Origin of the sequence: Streptomyces sp. NPDC057287 (genome assembly GCF_042667905.1) — a bacterium.
Taxonomy (GTDB): domain Bacteria; phylum Actinomycetota; class Actinomycetes; order Streptomycetales; family Streptomycetaceae; genus Streptomyces.
The window spans coordinates 48,992-70,485 of record NZ_JBHUYV010000004.1 but is presented as its reverse complement, the minus strand read 5'-3'; the positions used below and the strand labels follow the sequence as shown (position 1 = coordinate 70,485).

Sequence of the window (21,494 nt, the reverse complement as noted above, 5' to 3'; positions counted from 1 at the left end):
CCGAACTCCCGAACTCCCTTAAGGAACCTGCGTCATGCGTCTACCTCAGCGTGCCCTGACGGCGGTCGTCGCCGTGTCCGCCCTGGCACTCTCCGTCACCGGCTGCTCGGGCGACTCGTCGGCGGACGGCGGCTCCACCGTCCGTTTCGGCTACATCAGCGACTACAACGGAGCCAGTCTCCTGGCCATCGCGGACAAGCAGGGGCTGTGGAAGGAACAGGGGCTGAGCCCCGAGTACAAGACGTTCACCAACGGCCCCCTCCAGATCCAGGCGCTCGGATCCGGCAACCTCGACTTCGGCTACATCGGCCCCGGCGCCATGTGGCTGCCCGCTTCGGGCAAGGCGAAGGTCGTCGCGATCAACACGCTCGCCCGCGCCGACCGGGTGATAGCCCAGCCCGGCATCAACTCCATCGAGGACCTCAAGGGCAAGAAGGTCGGTGTGCCCGAGGGCACCTCCGGTGCGATGGCACTCAACCTCGCCCTTCAGAAGACCGGGATGTCGGAGAAGGACATCGAGAAGGTGCCGATGGACCCGTCCACGGTCGTCTCGGCGTTCGTCTCCGGGCAGATCGACGGGGCGGGCCTCTGGTATCCGCTGATCGACACCATCAAGGACAGGAAGCCGGGGCTCAACGAGGTCGCCAGTACGGCGGACTTCAAGGACCGGGCGTTCCCCACGGCCTTCGTGGCGCCCGCCAGGAGCGACGAGAAGCTCAACGCCAAGGTCGTCGAGGTCCTCCAGAAGGCCAACGACTGGCGGGCCGCCCATCCCGACGAGTCCATCGACGCCGCGGCCTCGCTGCTGAAGATCGACCGCGCCAAGGTCGCGGCGGACGCGGCCAACGTGGAGACGCTGTCGACGGCCGACCTGGTCGCCAGGACCGAGGACGGCACCGTGGACGGCTGGCTGGACGGCCTCGGCACGTTCTTCGTGGACACCGGCCAGCTCAAGAAGGCCCCCGCTGCGGACACGTACTACGAGGGCGACCTCTACACGAAGGCGTACAAGAAGTGAACCTGCTGTTCCTGATGACCGATCAGCACCGGGTGGACACCCTCGGGTGTTACGGCAATCCGCATGTCGCCACGCCGCATCTGGACCGGCTGGCGGCCACCGGCACGCGCTTCGACCGCTTCTACACGCCCACGGCGATCTGCACCCCGGCGCGGGCGAGTCTGCTGACGGGGCAGGCGCCGTTCCGGCACCGGCTGCTCGCCAACTACGAACGCAACGTGGGCTACCTGGAGGACCTGCGCGAGGACGCGTTCACCTTCCCGGCGGCGCTGGCCGAGCGCGACTACCGGCTCGGCCTGATCGGCAAGTGGCACGGCGGCACCCACCGCAACGCCGCTTCGTACGGCTTCGAGGGCCCCGATCTGCCCGGCTGGCACAATCCGGTCGACCACCCGGACTACCTGGCGTACCTGAAGGAGAACGGGTTCCCGCCGTACCGCATCTCGGAACCGATCCGGGGTACGGCGCCGGGCGGGAACCCGGGGAACCTGCTGGCCGCCCGGCTGCACCAGCCGGTGGAGGCCACGTTCGAGCACTACCTCGCCACCCGCGCCATCGAGCACCTGGAGCGGTACGCGGCCGGCGACGAGCCGTTCTTCCTGGCCACGCACTTCTTCGGTCCGCATCTGCCCTATCTGCTGCCCGACGCCTACTACGACCTCTACGATCCGGCGCTCGTCGAGCTGCCCCCTTCGATCGCCGAGACCTTCGAGGGCAAACCGCCGGTGCAGCGCAACTACAGCGCGCACTGGGCCTTCGACACCATCCCGATCGAGACGACCCGCAAGCTGATCGCCGTCTACTGGGGCTACGTCACCCTGATCGACGAGCAGATCGGGCGCATCCTGACCCGCCTCGACGAACTGGGCCTGAGCGAGGACACATCGGTGTTCTTCACCGCGGACCACGGCGAGTTCACCGGTGCCCACCGGCTCCACGACAAGGGCCCGGCGATGTACGAGGACATCTACCGCATCCCCGGGATCATCCGGATCCCCGGGGCCGCCCCGCAGGTCAGGGATGAGCTGGTCAGCCTCACCGACTGCACCGCCACCCTGCTCGAACTGGCGGGCTGCGACCCGTCCCCGGCGGTGGACAGCCGGAGCCTGGTGCCGCTGGTCAAGGGCGAACGGCCCGACTGGCCGGGCGAGCTGGTGGCGGAGTTCCACGGCCACCACTTCCCGTACCCGCAGCGGATGATCCGCGACGACCGCTACAAGCTCGTCGTCAACCCTGAGTCGGTCAACGAGCTGTACGACCTGGTGGCGGACCCGCACGAGCTGAGCAACCGGTACACGCACCCCGAGTTCGGAGCGGTGCGCGCCCGTCTGATGCGGCGGCTCTACGAGCTGCTGCGGGACAGGGGCGACAACTTCTACCACTGGATGACGTCGATGTACGACATCGGCGCCTCCGACCACGACCCGAGCCTCAGCGCCTTCGAGACCGATGACACGACCTGGACCGCGGCCGCGGATCCGGGCGGGACACTCACGGAGACCCCATGAGACGCACACGAAGGACCGCGCGCACCCGCTCCCTGCCCCGGTGGGCGGCCGGGGCGGCTGCCCTGGTCTGGATCCTGACCCTCGCCTCCGCTCCGTCGCACGGTGCGCAGAGCGTTCCGGCCGGCGCGAGCGCGCACGGCCGTCCGGCCGCCGCGGCGACGACGTACACCAACCCGGTGTCCACGGGCGCCGTGGACACGTTCCCCGATCCCGCGGTGATCCGCGGCAAGGACGGGCTCTGGTACGCCTACGGCACCCAGAACCCGGTCATGCAGAGCAAGGGCGAGGACGGCGAGCGCATGCTGCCGATCCTGCGCTCGGCCGACATGGTGACCTGGGAGTACGCGGGCGAGGTCTTCACCCCGGCGAACAAGCCCGCCTGGCACCAGGGTTCGCGCCTGTGGGCACCCGATGTGCGCTACGCGGCCGGCCTCTACCACCTCTACTACTCCGTGCCCGGGCGCAACACGGTCGGCCTGGTCACGTCGACCACCCCCACGGGCCCGTGGACCGACCGGGGCGCCGTGCTGCCCTCGCCGAGCGGATGCCCGGCGGGCAACATCGACCAGGCGCAGTTCACGGACACGGACGGCACGCCCTACCTGTACTGGGGCAGTTACGACACGATCTGCGTGGCGAGGATGAACGCCGACCTGACGCGGACCGAGGGGGAGGTCACACAGGTGGCCCGGGGCCGCCGGGTCGAGGGCGGCTTCGTCGTACGGCGTGAGGACTTCTACTACCTCTTCTACTCCGACGCCGGGTGCTGCGACGGCGCGTACAGCGGGTACCAGGTGAAGGTGGGCAGGTCCACCAGCCCGACCGGGCCGTTCACCGATGACGAGGGCACCGATCTCATGGCCCTCACCAGCAAGGCGGGCGTGGTCGCCGGAGCCAACGGCAACCGGTGGATCGGTCCCGGCCACAACTCCCTGCAGACCGATCTGGCGGGTCAGGACTGGCTGGTCTACCACGGCATCCCCGCCGAGTCCCCCGACCTCGCTCCGGCCTCGAACGGCACCCTGAAGCTGACCCGGCGTCCGATGCTCGTCGACCGGCTCGACTGGATCGACGGCTGGCCCGTCGTCCGGGCCGGCGCGGGCCCCTCGGACGGGCCGACGGCCGCACCGGTGACCTCGCCCGTCGCCGGTGGGACGTTCAACGGCACCGGCCTGAAGGGCTGGCGGGCCGAGGGCGCCTCCGGCTGGTCCGCCGCGACCGACCCCGATGCGCTCGGCTACGCGGCGCACACCCCGGCCGGCTCCGGTTCCGGCACGAGCACCTCGTACCTCCTGGCCGGGGAACGCGCGCCGGCGGACCTGCGCGCCGAAGCCGATCTCAAGGTGACGGCGCAGAACGGCGCGGCGGGGCTCACCGTCGCCTACCGGGATCCGGGCAACCGGATCGTGGCCTGGCTCGACCGGGCACGCGGCGCCCTCGTCACCGACGTGCGGGTGGGCGGCAGGAGCCGCGGCGAGCAGGTCACCGCACTGCCGTCCGGATTCTCCTGGGACACCTGGAACAACGTGTCCGTCGAGCTGCGCGGCACGCGGCTGACGGCCGAGGTGACCGGCGACCGGCTGCGGGACCCGGTGGCCGTGCACACCCGCGACCTGCCCGCCGCAGCCGTGCGCAAGGGTGCGGTCGGAGCCGCCGCGCGGGGCGCGGGCGCCGCGGCGGACAACGTCGGCGCCACCGCTCTGTACCGGCCGGTGACGAAGCGGGTGGCCGCTGCCGCGCCCGGGCCGCTCCTTCCCGGTCACAGCGACGAGTTCGACACCACCACGGTCCCCGGCACGAGCACCGGTTCCCCCTGGCAGTGGGTGCGCGGACCGGCGGCGGGCGTCACCGTGTCCGGAGGTGAGCTCTCCTGGCCGACCCAGAACGCCGAGCTGCACCTGGGGAGCAACACGGCGTCAGTGCTGCTCCGGGAAGCACCGAAGGGCGACTACACGGTCGAGACGAAGCTGCGGTTCGCCCCCGACCAGGCTGCCCAGCAGGCCGGTCTCGTGCTGTACGAGAACGACGACCGCTGGTTCAAGCTCGTCCACTCCGTCCTTCCGCTCACCAACGGCGACGGCGCGCTGCTCGATGTCAGTGAGTTCGGCAAGGAGGGCGAGCGCCCCACGACCACCCCGCCGACCGCCGTGGCCAACGCCCCGATGTTCGGGGGACCCACGGCCGACACGATGTGGCTGCGGATGGCCTACCACCACGACTCCGCGCACGGGGAGCACGAGGTACGCGCGTCCACCAGCCGTGACGGCGTCCACTGGTCGACGGGCAGCGTCTGGACGCTCCCGGTCCGGGGCGAGCTGAGGATCGGTCTCGTCTCCCACAACCGGTCGGGTGTGACCGCTGATTTCGACTACGTACGGACGTACGCCGCACCGTGAACCGCGCCGCCATTTCCTGAATCCAGGACCCGTCAGATCTCACACTCAGTCACCTGACAGGCCACACAGAGGGGGTCATCAGCTGGACCCAGTCGTCAGTTCTTGTCGACAACAGGCCCTGATACATCTGTTGTTGCACATCTCTTGACGCGTTCGTAACAAGGGTGGAGTATCTCGCACAGCCGGAGAGAGCGCTCTCTGGCTGTGCGCGTCGTGTACCCGCCCCACGACTCAGGAGAATCCCCCATGTACGCACCCCCGAACCTCCACAGACCCCTTCTCGCCCTGAGCGGGAGACGCAGCGGTGTGCTGGCCGTCATCGCCGGACTGGTCCTCTCGCTCCTCGCGTTCGTCCCCCAGACCTCCGCCAGCGCCGCGCCCACGCTGCTCTCCCAGGGGAAGACGGTCACCGCCTCCAGCCAGGAGAACGGCGGCACCCCCGCCACCGCCGCGGTGGACGGCAACACCGGCACCCGCTGGGCCAGCGCCTTCTCCGACCCCCAGTGGATCAAGGTCGACCTGGGCGCGGCCGCCTCGGTGAGCCAGATCGTGCTGCGCTGGGAGGCGGCCTACTCCACCGGCTACCGGATCGAGTTCTCCTCCGACAACAGCAGCTGGAGCACCGCCTACTCCACCACCACCGGCCCCGGCGGCACGGAGACCCTGAACGTCTCGGGCACAGCGCGCTACGTCCGGCTGACCGGCACCGCCCGCGCCACCGGATACGGCCACTCCCTCTGGGAGTTCCAGGTGTTCGGCACGACCGGCGGGGGCGACCCGCAGATCCCCGGCGGCGGTGACCTCGGCCCCAACGTCCTGGTCTTCGACCCCTCGACGCCCAACATCCAGGCCAAGGTCGACGCGATCTTCAAGCAGCAGGAGTCCGCGCAGTTCGGCACGGGCCGCTACGCGCTGATGTTCAAGCCGGGCACCTACAGCAACATCAACGCCCAGATCGGCTTCTACACCCAGATCGCGGGTCTCGGCCTCAAGCCCGACGACACCACCTTCAACGGTGATGTCACCGTCGACGCCGGCTGGTTCAACGGCAACGCCACCCAGAACTTCTGGCGCTCGGCCGAGAACCTGGCCCTCAACCCGGTCAGCGGCACCAACCGCTGGGCCGTCTCCCAGGCCGCACCCTTCCGCCGCATGCACGTCAAGGGCGGACTCAACCTCGCACCCAACGGCTACGGCTGGGCCAGCGGCGGCTACATCGCCGACAGCAAGATCGACGGCCAGGTCGGCCCCTACTCGCAGCAGCAGTGGTACACCCGCGACAGCTCGATCGGCAGCTGGGGCAACGGCGTCTGGAACATGACGTTCTCCGGCGTCGAGGGCGCCCCCGCCCAGAGCTTCCCCGAGCCGCCGTACACCACCCTGAACAACACCCCGGTCTCCCGCGAGAAGCCCTTCCTCTACCTCGACGGCAACACCTACAAGGTCTTCGTCCCCGCCAAGCGCACCAACGCGCGCGGTGTCTCGTGGAACGGCACCCCGCAGGGTGAGTCCATCCCGCTGAGCCAGTTCTACGTGGTCAAGCCGGGTGCGACCGCGCAGACGATCAACGCGGCCGTCCGCCAGGGCCTGCACCTGCTGTTCACCCCGGGCATCTACCACGTCAACGAGCCCATCGAGATCAACCGCGCGAACACCGTCGCCCTCGGCCTCGGCCTCGCCACGATCATCCCGGACAACGGGGTGACCGCGATCAAGGTCGGCGACGTCGACGGCGTCAAGCTGGCCGGACTCCTGGTCGACGCCGGGACGCAGAACTCCTCGGTCCTCGTCCAGGTCGGGCCCGAGGGCGCGGCAGCCGACCACTCGGCCAACCCGACCAGCCTCCAGGACGTCTTCGTCCGGGTCGGCGGCGCGGGCGCCGGCAAGGCGACCACCGGCATGGTGGTCAACAGCGACGACACCATCATCGACCACACCTGGCTGTGGCGTGCCGACCACGGTGACGGGGTCGGGTGGGAGACCAACCGCTCCGACTACGGACTCCGGGTGAACGGTGACGACGTGCTGGCCACCGGCCTGTTCGTCGAGCACTTCAACAAGTACGACGTCCAGTGGTACGGCGAGAACGGGAAGACGATCTTCTTCCAGAACGAGAAGGCGTACGACGCCCCGAACCAGGCCGCCATCCAGAACGGTGACATCAAGGGGTACGCCGCCTACAAGGTCGGCGACTCCGTGACCACCCACGAGGGCTGGGGCATGGGCAGCTACTGCTACTTCAACGTCGACCCGACCATCCGCCAGCAGCACGGATTCCAGGCCCCGGTGAAGCCCGGAGTGAAGTTCCACGACCTGCTCGTCGTCTCGCTCGGCGGCCAGGGACAGTACGAGCACGTCATCAACAACACCGGATCCCCCACATCCGGAACGTCGACCATCCCGTCCCAGGTGGTGTCCTTTCCCTGAGCCGGGGTGAGATGAGCGGAGTCGGCTCATCGGACGGCGCGGGGCCCGGCAGGCACTGCCGGGCCCCGCGTCATGTCCGTCCCCCTGCCGTCCGGCGCTCCCGCCACGCCCTCAGGTGCCGTAGAGCGTCTCCAGGTAGGCGCGCGGCTCCGGGCCGTCCGCCGGGGCCGCGCGCACGCCGACGTACCCGTCGGGCCGCACGAGGACGGCCTCCCCACCCCGCACACGGTACGTACGGCGGAAGTCGCCGAGGCTGTCGTGCACGGCGGGCAGATCGGGCGTGGGCGTGCGCAGCCCCGGGGCGAGGACCACGCAGGTGTTCAACAGGCCGTGCGCGGCCCGGGCCGCGGCCGTCGCCACCTCCTCGAACGGCGCCGTCTGCTCCTCGTGATCGGCATAGAGCAGCAGGGTGTGCTCCCGCTCCCTCAGCAGGCTGAACAGCCGGACCGGGAAGGTCCCCAGGACGTACAGGAGACCACCGCAGTCCGGCGCCCGGTCGCCCGGTGCGGGGCCGTCGTGCGCGGAACCGCCGGGGCCCACGACCGAGCTGCCCCGGTAGCCGAGCAGGAGCTGGGCCTCCCGGAGCAGGATCGTCTCCGGGGCGTCGGGGTCGGCCTGGACTCCGCCCCGCGCGTGACGCAGCGTCCGCGCGACGACTTCCTCGCCGACCGGACGGCGTTCGGCGTCGTAGCTCTCCAGCAGTCCCGGACCCGCGTGGCCCCGTACGGCGGCGGCGAGCTTCCATGCCAGGTTGAAAGCGTCCTGGACCCCGGTGTTCATCCCTTGGGCACCCGTGGGCGGGTGGATGTGCGCGGCGTCGCCGGCCACGAAGACCCGCCCCCGGCCGTACCGGTCGACGATCCGGTGGCTGATGCGGAAGACCGAGGACCAGCGCAGCGAGGACGCGGTGGTGGGGCGGGGGGAGAGCCGGTCGAGCACGGCCTGGATGTGTTCGATCCCGGGCACCGGGCCCTGACCACCGCTCAGCCCGTGCGCCACACCGTCCGCGTCTCCCCGCGGGGCCCGGGAGAGCTCGGGCGGCGTCGCCATCGACATCCGGTAGCGCCGGTGGCCGGGGAGCGGGATGCACACCAGGATGTCGTCCGTGCGCCCGTCGACGACGTGCGAGGCCCGGATCCCGTACCCCTCCGGCAGGTCCCAGTCGACCTCGACGTCTCCCAGCATGTACTCCTCGGGAAGGGCCGCGCCCTCGAAGGACAGCCCGAGCCCCTTGCGTACGGCGCTGTGAGCACCGTCGCAGCCCACGAGATAGCGGGCCGTCAGCTCCTCGGTGCCGCCCGAGGGCAGGGAGAGGAGTGCCCTCACCTCGCCGGAGTCCTGCTCGAAGGAGAGGAGTGCGGTGCCGCGTTCGACCTGGCCTCCCCACCGGAGCAGGAGTTCCTCGAGAAGCCGCTCGGTCTCGTACTGCGGGAGGGCGGCGAAGCCGTAGGGCACCTCCGGCGGCAGCGCGAGGTCGGTGCGCGGCCCCTCCTCCCCGTTGACGTAGAGCAGTTGCCCCTTCAGCGGCACGGCCGTCTCGAGCGCCTCACGGACCATCCCCATCCGGTCCCACATCTCCAGCGTCCTCGGCTGGACGCCCACCGCCCGCGCGTAGGGAAGGCGGGCGGGGAGCCGGTCGACGACCCTGCACGACACACCCCGCCTGCGCAGCTCGGACGCGGCTGTCAGTCCCACGGGACCCGCCCCCGCGACGAGCACATCGACATCGACCATGGGTGCCTCCAGGCGAGGTGCAGTCACTTCAATGCATCACACCGGGGGTGATATGTCCATTTCGGTGCTGTGCGGGCCGGTGCGGGGAGGAGTGCCCTCCGTGCACCGGCACGCTGGCGTCAGCCGACGGTGCAGGCCTCACCGCCCAGGGTGAAGGCGGCCGGCTCCGCGTTGGCGCCCGTCCACGTGCCGGTGAAGCCGAAGCCCGCCGAGGATCCGGGGGCCACCTTGCCGTTCCAGCCGACGTTCGTCGCGGTCACCTTCGCCCCGGACTGCTGGTGGGAGGCGTTCCACATCTGGGTGACCTTCTGGTCCCCGGGGAACGACCAGCCCAGCTGCCAGCCGTCGTAGGGCGTGGTGCCGGTGTTGGTGACCATCACGTCGGCCTGGAATCCGCCCGACCACTGGTTGGTGACCTTGTACGTCACGGAGCAGGCGGAGTCACCCGGCTCCGGGTCGGGATCCGGGTCGGGGTCGGGATCCGGGTCCGTCCCCCCTCCGCCGGTGTCCGAGGTCTCGCCGACCTGGATCCCGCGTCCGTTGGTGGAGACGTAGACGCGCCCGTACACCCTGGGATCACCGGTGATGGCCGCCCCGGTCCACGCCCACTGGTGGGCGTCGTCGTTGATCCTCGTCCAGGTCGCGCCCTTGTCGGTGGAGCGGAAGATGCCGCGCACCCCGCCGATCTTCGCGCTGACGTAGACCGTCCGGTACGAAGCGCCCGGAGCCGCCTTGCCGAAGCCCACGCTGTCGGCCTGCTCGACTCCGGCGAACTCGGTGAAGGTCGCGCCCGAGTCGGTGGAGCGCCACAGACCGTAGGAGCCCGTGGCCGCGCCACCCGCGAACCAGATGTCGCCCTCGCTGCCGGGTAGTGCCTTGAAGCGCACGTTGCCCTCGGCGGGCAGGCCCGTCGCCCTGGCGGTGAAGCTCGCGCCGCCGTCGGTCGACACGTAGAAGGTCCCGGCCTTGAAGCCGTAGAACTTCTTCGGGTTCACACGGTCGGACTCGACCGTCGCGCCGGCCGGGATCCCGGTGGACGCGGTCCACGTGTTGCCGTAGCCGGTGGTGCGGTGGACGCCCGCACCCTCCGGACTCCACACGAACCCGCTGCCGTCGGCAGCCGCGGCGACCGTGCCGCCGGCGGTGACACCGGAGGGCTCGGAGGCCTGGAACCAGTTGGCCCCGTTGTCGGTGGAGAAGCCGATGTGCGGAGCGGTGTCGGCGTTGCCCACCCGTACGACCGTGCCGGGGGACGCTTCCGCGAAGTCCAGGCTGGTGGTGGAGTCGAGGTTGGGCGAGGTGAACATCATCGCGGGCACGGCGTCGAGGTCCGTGTGCCGGAAGCCTCCGATGTCACCGAGCGCGCTGAGCAGCGGCGCTCCGGAGGGCGGGCTCGCGAGGTCGTTGACGGCCGTCTCCTCCAGCCCCTTCACCATGGGCGTGATCTTGAACTGGCCCCCGGAGTCCCAGGACGTGAGGTTCTCCGTGCCGTAGACCGTCGCGCCGGTGCCGTACATCATGCGGTCGGAGTCGAACGGGTCGATCTCCAGCGCCTCCGTCATCCACCCCAGCTTGGGGGAGGTCTCGGGCGGAGACGGGTTGGCGCCCCAGCTGAGCCAGGGCACGGAGGAGACGTCCAGCGTGTAGCGGTTGGAACGGTTCGGGTAACTGGTGTAGTCCCAGGCCCTGGTCCAGGTGGCGCCGCTGTCCGTGGAGCGGAAGATCTGGGTGTCGGGCCACCAGGAGCTGTAGGCGGTGGCCATCAGGGTCCCGGGCTTCTGCCGGTCGACGGAGAGGCCGCTGAAGCCGTAGTAGGTGTCGGCCTCGGCGACGGGGCTGACGTCCGCCCACGCGCCGGACTCCGTGTCGTACCGCCAGATCCGCCCCTTGGCGCCGTCGTAGGGGCCGCCCGTGTCGCTCAGCGTCAGATAGAGGTGGCCCGTCGAGGAGTCGAGCACGCCCTTGTGCGCGAGGTATCCGGTCGGCTGGCCGGCGATCCGGGACCAGGTGCCGCCGCCGTCCGTGGAGCGGTAGACGGTGTTCTCCTTGTCGGCGACCCCGACGTAGATGTCCTGGGTCGCGCTGCCCGCGCTCCCGGAGCGCTCGTCGAAGGTCACCCACACGACGCCCTGGTTGTCGTTGCCGTATCCGCTGGTGTCGGAGGGGTCGGAGGCGTAGTTGCCCGGGTTGGGGAAGGCGGTCACCTGCGACCAGGTGACGCCGGAGTCCGTGGACCGCCACAGGCCCTTGCCGCTGGGGGCCCCGAGATACAGCACGGAGTTCTTGTTCGGGTCGACCGCGAGACGCTCCCCCATCCCTCGTCCCGGCATGTTGCCGCCGAGCTTGAAGGGCAGCGTCGCCGCCTTCCAGGAGGCGCCCCGGTCCGAGGAGCGCAGGACCGCCCCGTTGGTCGGGTCCCAGCTGTTGGTGTACGTGCCGACGGCGGCGTACACCTTGTCCGGATCGACAGCGTCGGAGGCGAGACCCACCACCCCGGACCAGCCCCACCGGTCCCAGTCCACCCAGTCCAGCAGCGGGGTCCACCGCTTGCCCGCCTGGTCCCAGCGGTAGGCACCGCCGATGTCGGTTCGCGCGTAGGCGAGGTTCTTCTCCGACCGGTTGAAGACGATGCCCGGCACGAAGCCACCGCCGTCGATCCGTGCGTTCTTCCAGGTGTACGTGTCCGCGGCGACGGACACATCCGATGCTTCGGCCGCCGCGGGCCTGTCGTCCGGGCGTGCGACGGCCGGGGTACCGGTGACCGACAACCCGGCGGTGAGGGCAAGTGCCGCCATTAGGGCGGCGATTGGTCTGGCGCTCAAGCGCACGGAAACGTCCTCTCCGAGCTGGACCGCCGAACAGTGGCGGTACGGGGCTGACACAGAGATGGGAGCGCTCCCATGAAGCATCCCGATGGTAGCGCCGCGTGTCGCCCGAGAGAAGGGTGATGCAGTCGTTTCATCGGATGAATGTGGACAGCGGGTCGGCCTTCGCGGAGCGGGCTCGCGCGCGGGCGCCGCACCCTTCCTGTCGCACGCATACCGGCGGCCGAGGTGACGGCACACCTTCTCCACACATCCGGAGGTCGCGTGGCATGACGGCCACGCGTTCCGTGAAAACACTTCATGAATGCGTGGCCCATTCATGGCCGGTACACCGCAGGAAAATAGAGTTGTGTTCACCTTTTACAATGACGTGAATACCGATACGTTCCGAACTTTCCGTGGGGCCCCGCATCACCCACCTCCGGAATTACGAAGGCCCGCGATCGGGGAACCTGCACACGGCGTGCGCACACCGATCACGCACCCCGGTACGAAATGCCAGGTCCGGGAGGGTGCGTGAGCCGATTGGGGTGGACTGTCCCACTTGGCGTACGCGAAGGTGCGACGACATGGAATTCATCCTGTGAAGCTCGTGAAGAACCTGCCGCCATGAAATGAACACTTCTGCACGTAAGTCGATTGCGACAGGCCGATAACCACAGATCCGCCGCAGTTCGATTGGCTGTACGAGGCAGAGGCGTGCTTTGATCCTGGGCCATACGGAGGTCGCACCACGGGTTTCCGTATATAAGCAATTTCCATACGAAGGGCAGCGCTCATCATGAACTACACCCCCCAGGTCGAGACCGCCGAGATCTCCGACAACGACCTCGACAACGTCTCGGGCGGCCTCGTCGGCGGCGTGCTCGGCAACGTCACGGGCACCGTCGAGGGCATCGTCCCGGTCGCCGGCGTCGTCGGCTCGGTCACCGGTCTCGTCGAGGGTGCCACCGGCGTGAACACGGGCGCGGTCACCGGCCTGGCCACCGGCCTCACCGCCGGTCTCTGAGACACGGCAGCACCCCACCGAGCCCCGGAACCCGTCGGTTCCGGGGCTCGGTGCCGATCGTCGACAGGTGAGGGAAGAGTTCCGTGCAGTTCCGCCAACAGGCCCTCTCCAAGCTGCAGTCGCCCGAACAGCTCGACCTTCCGGTGCGCTTCGCCCGTCCGCAGGGCCTGCTCGTCCTCTGCGTCACCGTCGCGGTGATGGCCGCCGCCTGCTTCTGGGCCGTGACCGGATCCGTCGCCAGCACACTCGACGCGCCGGGCATCCTCACCCATTCCCGTGGCAGCTACATCCTGCAGAGCCCCGTCGCCGGGCAGATCACCGAGGTGCTCGCCGACGAGGGCGAGACCCTGCCCCGCAACTCCCCCCTGCTCAAGGTCCGTACGGAGCAGGGCGAACGCGTCGTCCGGACGATCGACGCCGGCCGGCTCACCTCCGTCACGGCCACGATCGGAGCGGTGGTCACCACCGGAGCAGACGTGGCGAGCGTCGAACGGATCGACGGCGCCGACGACCCCCTGGTCGTGCTGCTGTACGTGTCCGGCAGCAGCGCCGCCTCCGTCCCGGTGGGAGCGTCCGTCGACCTCACCGTCCAGTCCGTGCCGGCCCAGCAGTACGGGGTCCTGCGCGGCAAGGTGGCGGCGGTGGGCAGGGCGGCGCAGACACAGCAACAGATCACCCGGTTCCTCGGCGACGCCCAGCTCGGCAAGCAGTTCTCCGAGCACGGGCGTCCGTTGGCGGTCCTGGTGAAGATCGAGCGCTCCGGCTCCACGAAGTCCGGCTACCGGTGGTCCTCGGCCGAGGGCCCTCCGTACGCGATCGGCTCCATGACCCTGGCCACCGGCTCCGTCCGCCTCGCCGACCAGCGCCCGATCGATTGGCTGCTCCCGTGACCGCACCCCACCCGTCCCCCACCGCCCAGCAACTGCCGCCCCCGGGCCGCGGCAGGCATCGTCCGGAAGGAGCTCCGGCCAACAGGCGGCGGTCACGTCCCGCGCCGAAGCCCGGACGGGCGAGGACCGTGCACACACCCACCGTGCTCCAGATGGAGGCGCTGGAGTGCGGTGCGGCGTCGCTGGCGATGGTGCTCGGCCACTACGGCCGCCATGTGCCGCTGGAGGAGCTGCGGATCGCCTGCGGCGTCTCGCGCGACGGCTCCCGCGCCAGCAACGTGCTGAAGGCGGCCCGTAGTTACGGCCTCCAGGCAAAGGGCATGCAGATGGAGCCCACCGCCCTCGCTGACGTCCAGGCGCCCGCGATCCTCTTCTGGGAGTTCAACCACTACGTCGTGTACGACGGCATGGGACGCCGTCTCGGCCGGCGCGGGGTGCACATCAACGACCCCGACAAGGGGCGCCGGTTCGTGCCCACCGAGGATTTCGACACCAGTTTCACCGGGGTCGTCCTCGTCCTGGAACCCGGTGAGGACTTCCGGCGCGGCGGCCGCAAGCCGGGCGTCATGGCTGCGCTGCCGGCCCGGCTGCGCGGCACCACGGGCACGATGCTGGTCGCCCTGCTCGCCAGCCTGCTGCTGGTGGCCGTCGGGGCGACGCTCCCGGCCCTCAGCCGCACCTACATCGACATGTTCATGATTGGTGAACAGACCTCGCTGCTGGGTGTGCTGTTCGCCGCCATGGGCACGATGGTCGCCCTCACCGTCGTGCTGACATGGCTCCAGCAGACGAACCTGTTGGGCGGGCGCATCATCTCGTCCACGCTCGGCAGTGCGCGCTTCTTCCGCCATCTGCTCCGGCTGCCGGTCACCTTCTTCTCCCAGCGCAGCCCCGCCGACCTCGTCCAACGCCTGCAGTCGAACGACGCGGTGGCCGAGACGCTCGCCCGGGACCTCACCGCGGCGGGCGTGGACGGCATCGTCGTCCTCCTCTACGCATTCCTGCTGTGGACCTACGATCCGCAGCTGACCGTCATCGGCGTGGGGATCGCGCTGCTCAACGTGGTCGCCATGCGCATCGTCGTACGGCTGCGGGCCACCGGTACCCAGAAGCTGCGGGCCGACAGCGCACGGCTGACGAACACCTCGTACACCGGTCTCCAGCTGATCGAGACGATGAAGGCCACCGGCGGCGAGAACGGCTACTTCCGCCGCTGGGCGGGGCAGCACGCGACGACGCTGGAGGAGCAGCAGCGCCTCGGGGTGCCGAGCGCCTGGCTGGGCATCGTCGCCCCCGCCCTCGCCACGCTCAACAGTGCGCTGATCCTGTGGATCGGCGGCCTGCGGGCCGTCGAGGGGCACATCTCGATCGGACTGCTCGTCGCCTTCCAGGCGCTCGTGACCCGCTTCACCGCACCGGTCACCCGGCTCAACGGGGTGGCGGGACGGGTCCAGGACTTCGCCGCCGACGTGGCCCGCCTCAAGGACGTCGAGAACTTCCCGGTCGACGCCCTGTACTCCCGCCCCGAACCGGCCGCGAGCACCCGACGCCTCAAGGGCCATGTGACGCTGGAGGACATCACCTTCGGCTACAGCCCTCTCGACAAACCCCTGCTCACCGGATTCTCCCTGTCGGTGGGACCGGGTCAGCAGGTGGCGCTGGTGGGCGGTTCCGGCAGCGGCAAGTCGACGGTCTCACGGCTCATCTCGGGGCTCTACAGCCCGTGGGAGGGCACGATCCGCATCGACGGGCAGCGTCTGGAGGACATACCCAGGGGCGCCCTGGCCGCGTCCGTGTCCTTCGTCGACCAGGACGTCTTCCTCTTCGAGGGGACGGTCCGGGACAACGTGGCGCTGTGGGACCCCTCGGTCCCGGACGAGGCCGTGGCCGAGGCCCTGCGGGACGCCGCGCTGTACGACGTCGTCGCCCGCCGCCCCCGCGGCATCCACAGCCGGGTGGAACAGGACGGGAGGAACTTCTCCGGCGGGCAGCGCCAGCGCCTGGAGATCGCCCGGGCGCTCGTGCGCCGTCCCAGCATCCTGGTCCTGGACGAGGTCACCAGCGCGCTGGACGCCGAGACGGAGCGGATCATCATCGACAACCTGCGGCGGCGCGGCTGCGCATGCGTGGTGATCGCGCACCGTCTGAGCACCGTCCGCGACAGCGACGAGATCGTGGTCCTGGACCACGGGACGGTCGTGGAACGCGGCCGTCACGAGCATCTGGTGGCCGCCGGGGGCCCTTACGCCGACCTGGTCAGGGAGCACTGACGTGACATCCGCACACCCCGTCGCGGGCACGGAGGCCCCCGGGCAGGACCCGGTCATCGGCGCGCTGGGAGCCCTCGGCGAGCCGGTCGACTGCACCGGGCTGCGGAGCCTGTCCCTGGAGGGGCCCCAGGTGCTGTGGCTCGTCGTGGGCGGCGCCCTCGACCTGTTCGCGGTGGACGCGCTGGAGCAGGGGCACTGGCACTTCCTGGGCCGGCTGGAGCCGGGAACGCTGGTCCTGGGGCCGGTCGAGGGGCCGCAGCACACCCTGGTCGGACGGCCGCTCCAGGAGTGCGTGCTGCGGCGGATCCCGCTGCGTGAGCTGTACCGGCCGGAGTACGCCGACCAGGGTGCGTACGACGGGCAGTACCGCAGCCACTACGACACCGGGGACGCGGCCCTGAGCCTGCTGGAGCACGCCTTCTCGCTCGGTGTGGGCCGCAGCCAGCGCGTGCTGTTCGAGGCCCCGCTCGACGGGCGGACGACCTTCGACGAGCCGGTGGGCGACGACGACATCCTGTGGCTGCCCGTGTCGCCGGGCAGCGTCCAGTACGGCGCGGCGTTCAGCGCTGAGGCCTCGGGTGACCTGCTGGTCGACCCGTCGATGTGGCAGGGGATGGTCAATCAGCAGTACCGCCTGCTGTCGGCGCTGGACCGCTGGATCGAACAGCTGGAGCGCGCGCACGAGGACCGGACCGCGGCCGGTATGAAGGCCGGCGAGGCCGTCCGCAAGGAGGCCGACCAGGCTCTGCTGACCTCGATCGGCCGGTCCGGCAGGGGAGCTTCGCGTACGACGGGGGCCTCGGACGACGCGGTGTACGCGGCGTGCCGGCTGGTGGCCCGGGATTCCGGGATCGTCCTCGCGGAACCGGCTGCGGGCGGCGCGGTGAGCGACCGGATCGACCCGGTCGAGCGGGTGGCTGTCGCCTCGCGCGTCCGCACCCGCGCGGTGCGGCTCGCCGGGCGCTGGTGGCGGGAGAACTCCGGTCCGCTGGTGGGCCGGCGGGCCGCGTCCGGGGCCCCGGTCGCCCTCCTCTGGCGCCGAGGCCGCTACGAGGCGGTCAACCCGCTGACCGGGCGGCGCAGCCGTGTCGACGATTCCTCGGCCGAGGAGTTCGACGAACGCGCCGTGATGTTCTACAGGCCGCTTCCGGAGCAGCCGCTGACCAAGGGGCAGCTGCTGCGTTTCGGTCTGTTCGGTACCCGCGGCGACCTGCGGAAGCTGGTGCTGGCGGGACTGGTGACGGTCGGGCTGGGCTCCCTGGTGCCGATCGCGACGGGCAGGGTGCTCGGCGTGTACGTGCCCAACGCCCAGAACGCCCTCATCGTGCAGGTGTCGCTCGCCGTCATCATCGCGGGTGTCGTCTCGGCCGCCTTCATGCTCCTCCAGAACCTCACGATCCTCCGGATGGAGGGGCGCATCGAGAGCACGCTCCAGCCCGCGGTCTGGGACCGTCTGCTGCGGCTGCCGACGAAGTTCTTCACCGAGCGGTCCACGGGAGAGCTGGCGAGCGCGGCGATGGGAGTGAGTGCCATCCGCCGGGTCCTGTCCGGCACCGGTCCCGTCGTGGTGCAGGCGGGCACCCTCGGGGTGATGAATCTGGGGCTGCTGCTCTGGTTCAGCGTCCCGCTGGCTCTCACCGCCGTCGCGATGCTGGTGGTCATCGCCGGGGTGTTCCTCACCATGGGCATGTGGGAGCTCCGCTGGCAGCGCCGGCTGGTCGAGCTGGGGAACAAGCTCAACAACCAGGCATTCCAGACGCTCCGGGGGCTGCCCAAGCTACGGGTCGCCGCGGCGGAGAGCTTCGCGTACGGGGCGTGGGCGTCGGAGTTCGCACGCAGCCGTGAGCTGCAGAAGCGGGCCGGCCGGATCAAGAACCTGACGACGGTCCTCAACGCGGTGTACCTCCCGCTGTGCTCGCTGGTCATCTTCGTCCTCCTGGCAGGCCCGGCGCGGGGCTCCCTGACGGCCAGTGAGTTCCTGACCTTCAACACGTCCGTGACGATGCTGCTGACGGCCGTCACCCAGCTCACCGGCGCGTTCGTGTCCGCGGCAGCGGTGCTGCCGATGTTCGAGCAGATCAAGCCGGTGCTCGACGAGGCGCCCGAGGTACGCGGCGCAAGCACCCAGCCGGGCGAGCTGACCGGGGGGATCGAGGCGAGAGGCGTCACCTTCCGCTACTCCGACGACGGTCCCGTCGTCCTGGACGAGGTGTCGCTGACCGTACGGCCGGGCGAGTTCGTGGCGATCGTCGGCCCCAGCGGATGCGGCAAGTCGACACTGCTGAGGATGCTCATCGGCTTCGACAAGCCGGTCTCGGGCAGTGTCCTGTACGACGGCCAGGACCTGGCGGCGCTCGACCGGGCGGCCGTGCGCCGTCAGTGCGGGGTCGTCCTGCAGAACGCCCAGCCGCTGTCCGGGTCGATCCTGGACTGCATCTGCGGCGCCGAGGTCTTCACCCAGGAGGAGGCGTGGGAGGCCGCCGCGATGGCGGGGCTGGCCGAGGACATCAAACGCATGCCGATGGGTCTGCACACGATGATCTCCGGGGGCGGCTCGATCTCGGGGGGGCAGCGCCAGCGGCTGATGATCGCCCAGGCGCTCGTCCGCCGTCCCCGCATCCTGTTCTTCGACGAGGCGACCAGCGCGCTCGACAACGAGACCCAGCGCACCGTGATCGAGAGCACCAGGTCCCTGCGGGCCACCCGTGTCGTGATCGCGCACCGGCTGTCCACCGTCATGGATGCCGACCGCGTCGTCGTGATGTCGGACGGCCGTGTCGTCCAGGAGGGGCCGCCCGCCGAACTCCTCGCGGACACGGGCGGCCGTCTCCACGAACTGGTGCGTCGCCAGATGAGCTGAGGGCGTGCCCGCGAGGTCCACGGGCGCTCTCATCCGGTGGCGGGCAAGGGCTGTTCGGTCCAGATGGTCTTGCCGGAGCGGGTGTACCGCGTTCCCCACCGCTGGACGAGCTGCGCGACGATGAACAGGCCGCGCCCGCCTTCGTCGTCGTCGCCGCTGTGACGCAGGTGCGGTGAGGTGTGGCCCGTGTCCGCGACCTCGCACAGGACGGTGCGGTCACGGATGAGACGTAGGCGCACCGGTCCTTCGGCGTATCTGACCGCGTTGGTCACCAGCTCGCTGACGACGAGCTCGGTCGCGAACGACAGCTCGTCCAGTCCCCAGCGGCACAGTTGTCCGGTGGCCAGGTCCCTGGCCCGGCCCACGGCGACAGGCTCCGAGGGCAGCTCCCACTCGGCGACCTGTGAACCGTCGAGCTCGCGGGTGCGGACGAGCAGCAGGGCGGTGTCGTCGGCCGTCGCGCCGCCCGGCAGGAGCTCCGCCACGGCCCGGTCGCACAGGTCTTCGAGCGACGCGTGCCGGTCACCGAGTACGCGTCCCAGGGTGTCGAGTCCCTGGTCGATGTCGCGGTCGCGCGCCTCGACCAGGCCGTCGGTGAACAGGGCCAGCAGACTGCCCACCGGCAGCTCGATCTCCATGGACTCGAACGGCAGGCCCCCGAGCCCCAGGGGCGGGCCGGCCGGCAGCTCCGGGAACGACGGCCCGCCGTCCGGACCGACGACCGCCGGCGGCAGATGACCGGCCCTGGCCATGACGCAGTGCCGCGAGACCGGATCGTAGACCGCGTAGAGGCAGGTCGCCCCGGTGGTCACATCGGCGTCCGTGCCGTCGGGTGTGCCCAGCTCGCCCCACCGCTCCTGCGCGGACTGCCCCACCAGGTCGTCGAGGCGCGAGAGCAGTTCGACGGGGTCCATGTCGAGCTGGGCGAAGGCGCGTACGGTCGTGCGCAGCCGGCCCATCGTGGCGGCTGCCTGCAGGCCGTGGCCGACCACGTCGCCGACCACGAGCCCGACCCGGGTCCCGGACAGCGGGATGACGTCGAACCAGTCCCCGCCGACCCCTGCCACGTCGTCCGTGGGCAGGTAGCGGAAGGCCAGGTCGACCGCTGACTGCACCGGCACGTGCTGGGGCAGCAGTTGGCGCTGGAGGGCCAGGGAAGCGTTGCGTTCACGGGCAAAGCGGCGGGCGTTGTCGATGGACACCGCTGTCCGGGCGACCAACTCGTCGGCCAGTGCCACCTCGCCGCTGTCGAAGGTGGCCGAACCGTCGCCGCGGGTGAAGGTGACGAGCCCCAGCGTGCTGTTCCCGGTCCGCAGCGGCACCACCAGGGCCGTGTCGTCGAGCACGAGGCCGCCCGAGGAGAGACTGCGGTCCTGGGGCGAGCCGGGCGGGTAGTCCACGGGCGAGTGGTTCACGGGGGCAGCGGGAGCGGGCTGCCGTCCCGGCTCCTCCCGGCCGGCCTCCGCGGCCGAGCAGCGGGCGACCCGTACCAGGGACATCGCCGCCGAGTCACCGGTCGGCGGCACCTCGCCCTCCAGCACCACCCGCGCGAGGTCGACCGTGACCGTGGTCGCGAACTCCGGTACCGCGACCTCGGTGATCTTCTCGGCGGTGACCATCACGTCGAGGGCGGTGCCGATCCCGCGGCCCGCTTCGACGAGCAGGGCCAGACGCTGTTGCGCCCTGTAGCGATCGGAGATGTCGAATGCGTCCTCGCAGACCCCGAACACGTGGCCGTCGGCGTCCTGGAGCCGGTAGTAGGCGCAGGACCAGACGTGGTCCGTCTCCGGATCACTGGGCGGCCGGCCCTGGAAATGCAGGTCCAGAACCGGCTCGCCGGTGTCCAGTACATGGTGCATGACCTCGTCGAGAGTCGGCGGATGCCCCTGTGACACGAACCGTCCCTCGGAGTACAGCTCATCGGCCCGCCGGCCGCGGAACTCGGCGAACGGCCGTCCGATCTCCTGCTCGTACGCAGCGTTGCACCAGGTCAGGCGCAGGTCGGTGTCGTAGATGGCCAGGCCGAGAGGCGACTGGGTGGCCAGCCCGTTCAGCAGGGCGAGCCGGGACTCCCACAGCCGGAGGTCCTTCAGCTCCGTCGCGAGGATGACGCGTTGCGCCGCTCCGGCGCCGGGCAGGGGACACACCGCGGTCACGACGATCAGCTCACGCCCGTCCCGGTGCCGGGCGGCTCGGATCTCGCTCCCCCGGGACGGCGCAGGGAGCGGGAGGGCGGGAGGCGCCGGGCCGGGTGACAGGAACGTGGCCAGGGGCCGGCCGACGATCTCCTGCGGCCGGTAGCCGAGGAGCCTTTCCGCCGCGGGGCTCCAGCCGATGACCGTGTCCTGGGCGTCGAGCACCGCCGCGGCCGCCCTGGTGACGTCGAGGGGACCGCGAAAGTCCGCAGTCTGCTCCGCGTTCCATGCAGTCATGGCGCCACACCGGCCCCCTTCATCCCCTACAGAATCCGCCGCTCCCGGAGGGAGCACAAACGCGGCGCACCTGCCGGACCGGAGCCGGCACGGCCGCCGCCGGGCCCGCCCGCTCCGTCGCCGCC

Annotated in this window: 11 protein-coding genes; 8 read left to right on the top strand and 3 right to left on the bottom strand. The window is 70.5% G+C overall.

Annotated elements, in window-relative coordinates; translation table 11 throughout:
* The first annotated feature begins 34 nt into the window (after positions 1-34).
* The 4 genes from ACFUNE_RS09135 to ACFUNE_RS09120 all read left to right on the top strand — a co-directional run bounded on the left by ACFUNE_RS09135 (position 35) and on the right by ACFUNE_RS09120 (position 7,349).
* Positions 35-1,018 carry an aliphatic sulfonate ABC transporter substrate-binding protein gene (locus tag ACFUNE_RS09135; protein ID WP_383564281.1) on the top strand — a complete coding sequence of 328 codons (984 nt, stop codon included), beginning with the start codon at positions 35-37 and terminating at the stop codon, positions 1,016-1,018.
* Positions 1,015-2,526: a sulfatase-like hydrolase/transferase gene (locus tag ACFUNE_RS09130; RefSeq protein ID WP_383564279.1), complete on the top strand. Its 1,512-nt coding sequence runs from the start codon at positions 1,015-1,017 to the stop codon at positions 2,524-2,526. Before ACFUNE_RS09135 ends, ACFUNE_RS09130 begins: the two co-directional genes overlap by 4 nt.
* On the top strand, positions 2,523-4,922 hold the full coding sequence (locus ACFUNE_RS09125; protein WP_383564277.1) for a family 43 glycosylhydrolase: 2,400 nt from the start codon (positions 2,523-2,525) through the stop codon (positions 4,920-4,922). Before ACFUNE_RS09130 ends, ACFUNE_RS09125 begins: the two co-directional genes overlap by 4 nt.
* 246 nt (positions 4,923-5,168) lie before the next feature.
* Positions 5,169-7,349 (top strand): discoidin domain-containing protein, encoded by a 2,181-nt coding sequence (locus tag ACFUNE_RS09120; RefSeq protein WP_383564275.1) that lies wholly within the window; start codon positions 5,169-5,171, stop codon positions 7,347-7,349.
* A 111-nt stretch (positions 7,350-7,460) separates the two neighbouring features.
* Here ACFUNE_RS09120 and ACFUNE_RS09115 read toward each other — a convergent pair whose 3' ends face one another.
* Both ACFUNE_RS09115 and ACFUNE_RS09110 read right to left on the bottom strand, forming a co-directional pair.
* Positions 7,461-9,083, bottom strand: a complete 1,623-nt coding sequence (locus tag ACFUNE_RS09115) for an FAD-dependent monooxygenase (protein ID WP_383564273.1) — start codon at positions 9,081-9,083, stop codon at positions 7,461-7,463.
* Positions 9,084-9,202: 119 nt separating this feature from the next.
* Entirely contained in the window at positions 9,203-11,878 is a 2,676-nt protein-coding gene (locus ACFUNE_RS09110; RefSeq protein WP_383564971.1) for a cellulose binding domain-containing protein, read from the bottom strand.
* An 811-nt stretch (positions 11,879-12,689) separates the two neighbouring features.
* On the opposite strand from ACFUNE_RS09110, the gene ACFUNE_RS09105 reads away from it, so the two are divergent.
* The 4 genes from ACFUNE_RS09105 (at position 12,690) to ACFUNE_RS09090 (ending at position 18,937) form a co-directional block, all read left to right on the top strand.
* Positions 12,690-12,917, top strand: coding sequence for a type A2 lantipeptide (locus ACFUNE_RS09105; RefSeq protein WP_383564271.1), 228 nt, complete (start codon positions 12,690-12,692; stop codon positions 12,915-12,917).
* Positions 12,918-13,000: 83 nt separating this feature from the next.
* Entirely contained in the window at positions 13,001-13,807 is an 807-nt protein-coding gene (locus ACFUNE_RS09100) for an HlyD family efflux transporter periplasmic adaptor subunit (protein WP_383564269.1), read from the top strand.
* Positions 13,804-16,077 (top strand): NHLP family bacteriocin export ABC transporter peptidase/permease/ATPase subunit, encoded by a 2,274-nt coding sequence (locus ACFUNE_RS09095; protein WP_383564267.1) that lies wholly within the window; start codon positions 13,804-13,806, stop codon positions 16,075-16,077. Before ACFUNE_RS09100 ends, ACFUNE_RS09095 begins: the two co-directional genes overlap by 4 nt.
* 1 nt (position 16,078) lies before the next feature.
* A complete protein-coding gene (locus ACFUNE_RS09090) occupies positions 16,079-18,937 on the top strand; it encodes an NHLP bacteriocin export ABC transporter permease/ATPase subunit (RefSeq protein WP_383564265.1) in 2,859 nt (952 codons plus the stop codon).
* 29 nt (positions 18,938-18,966) lie between these two features.
* Here ACFUNE_RS09090 and ACFUNE_RS09085 read toward each other — a convergent pair whose 3' ends face one another.
* The gene (locus ACFUNE_RS09085; protein ID WP_383564263.1) at positions 18,967-21,369 is read right to left on the bottom strand and encodes a SpoIIE family protein phosphatase; all 2,403 of its coding nucleotides are present in this window, start codon (positions 21,367-21,369) and stop codon (positions 18,967-18,969) included.
* Between the last annotated feature and the right edge of the window lie 125 nt (positions 21,370-21,494).

Coding starts and splice junctions, on each gene's coding strand:
- ACFUNE_RS09105 (WP_383564271.1), top strand. CDS start 12,690: ATGAACTACACCCCCCAGGTCGAGACCGCCGAGATCTCCGACAACGAC.
- ACFUNE_RS09085 (WP_383564263.1), bottom strand. CDS start 21,369: ATGACTGCATGGAACGCGGAGCAGACTGCGGACTTTCGCGGTCCCCTC.
- ACFUNE_RS09110 (WP_383564971.1), bottom strand. CDS start 11,878: ATGGCGGCACTTGCCCTCACCGCCGGGTTGTCGGTCACCGGTACCCCG.
- ACFUNE_RS09135 (WP_383564281.1), top strand. CDS start 35: ATGCGTCTACCTCAGCGTGCCCTGACGGCGGTCGTCGCCGTGTCCGCC.
- ACFUNE_RS09125 (WP_383564277.1), top strand. CDS start 2,523: ATGAGACGCACACGAAGGACCGCGCGCACCCGCTCCCTGCCCCGGTGG.
- ACFUNE_RS09115 (WP_383564273.1), bottom strand. CDS start 9,083: ATGGTCGATGTCGATGTGCTCGTCGCGGGGGCGGGTCCCGTGGGACTG.
- ACFUNE_RS09120 (WP_383564275.1), top strand. CDS start 5,169: ATGTACGCACCCCCGAACCTCCACAGACCCCTTCTCGCCCTGAGCGGG.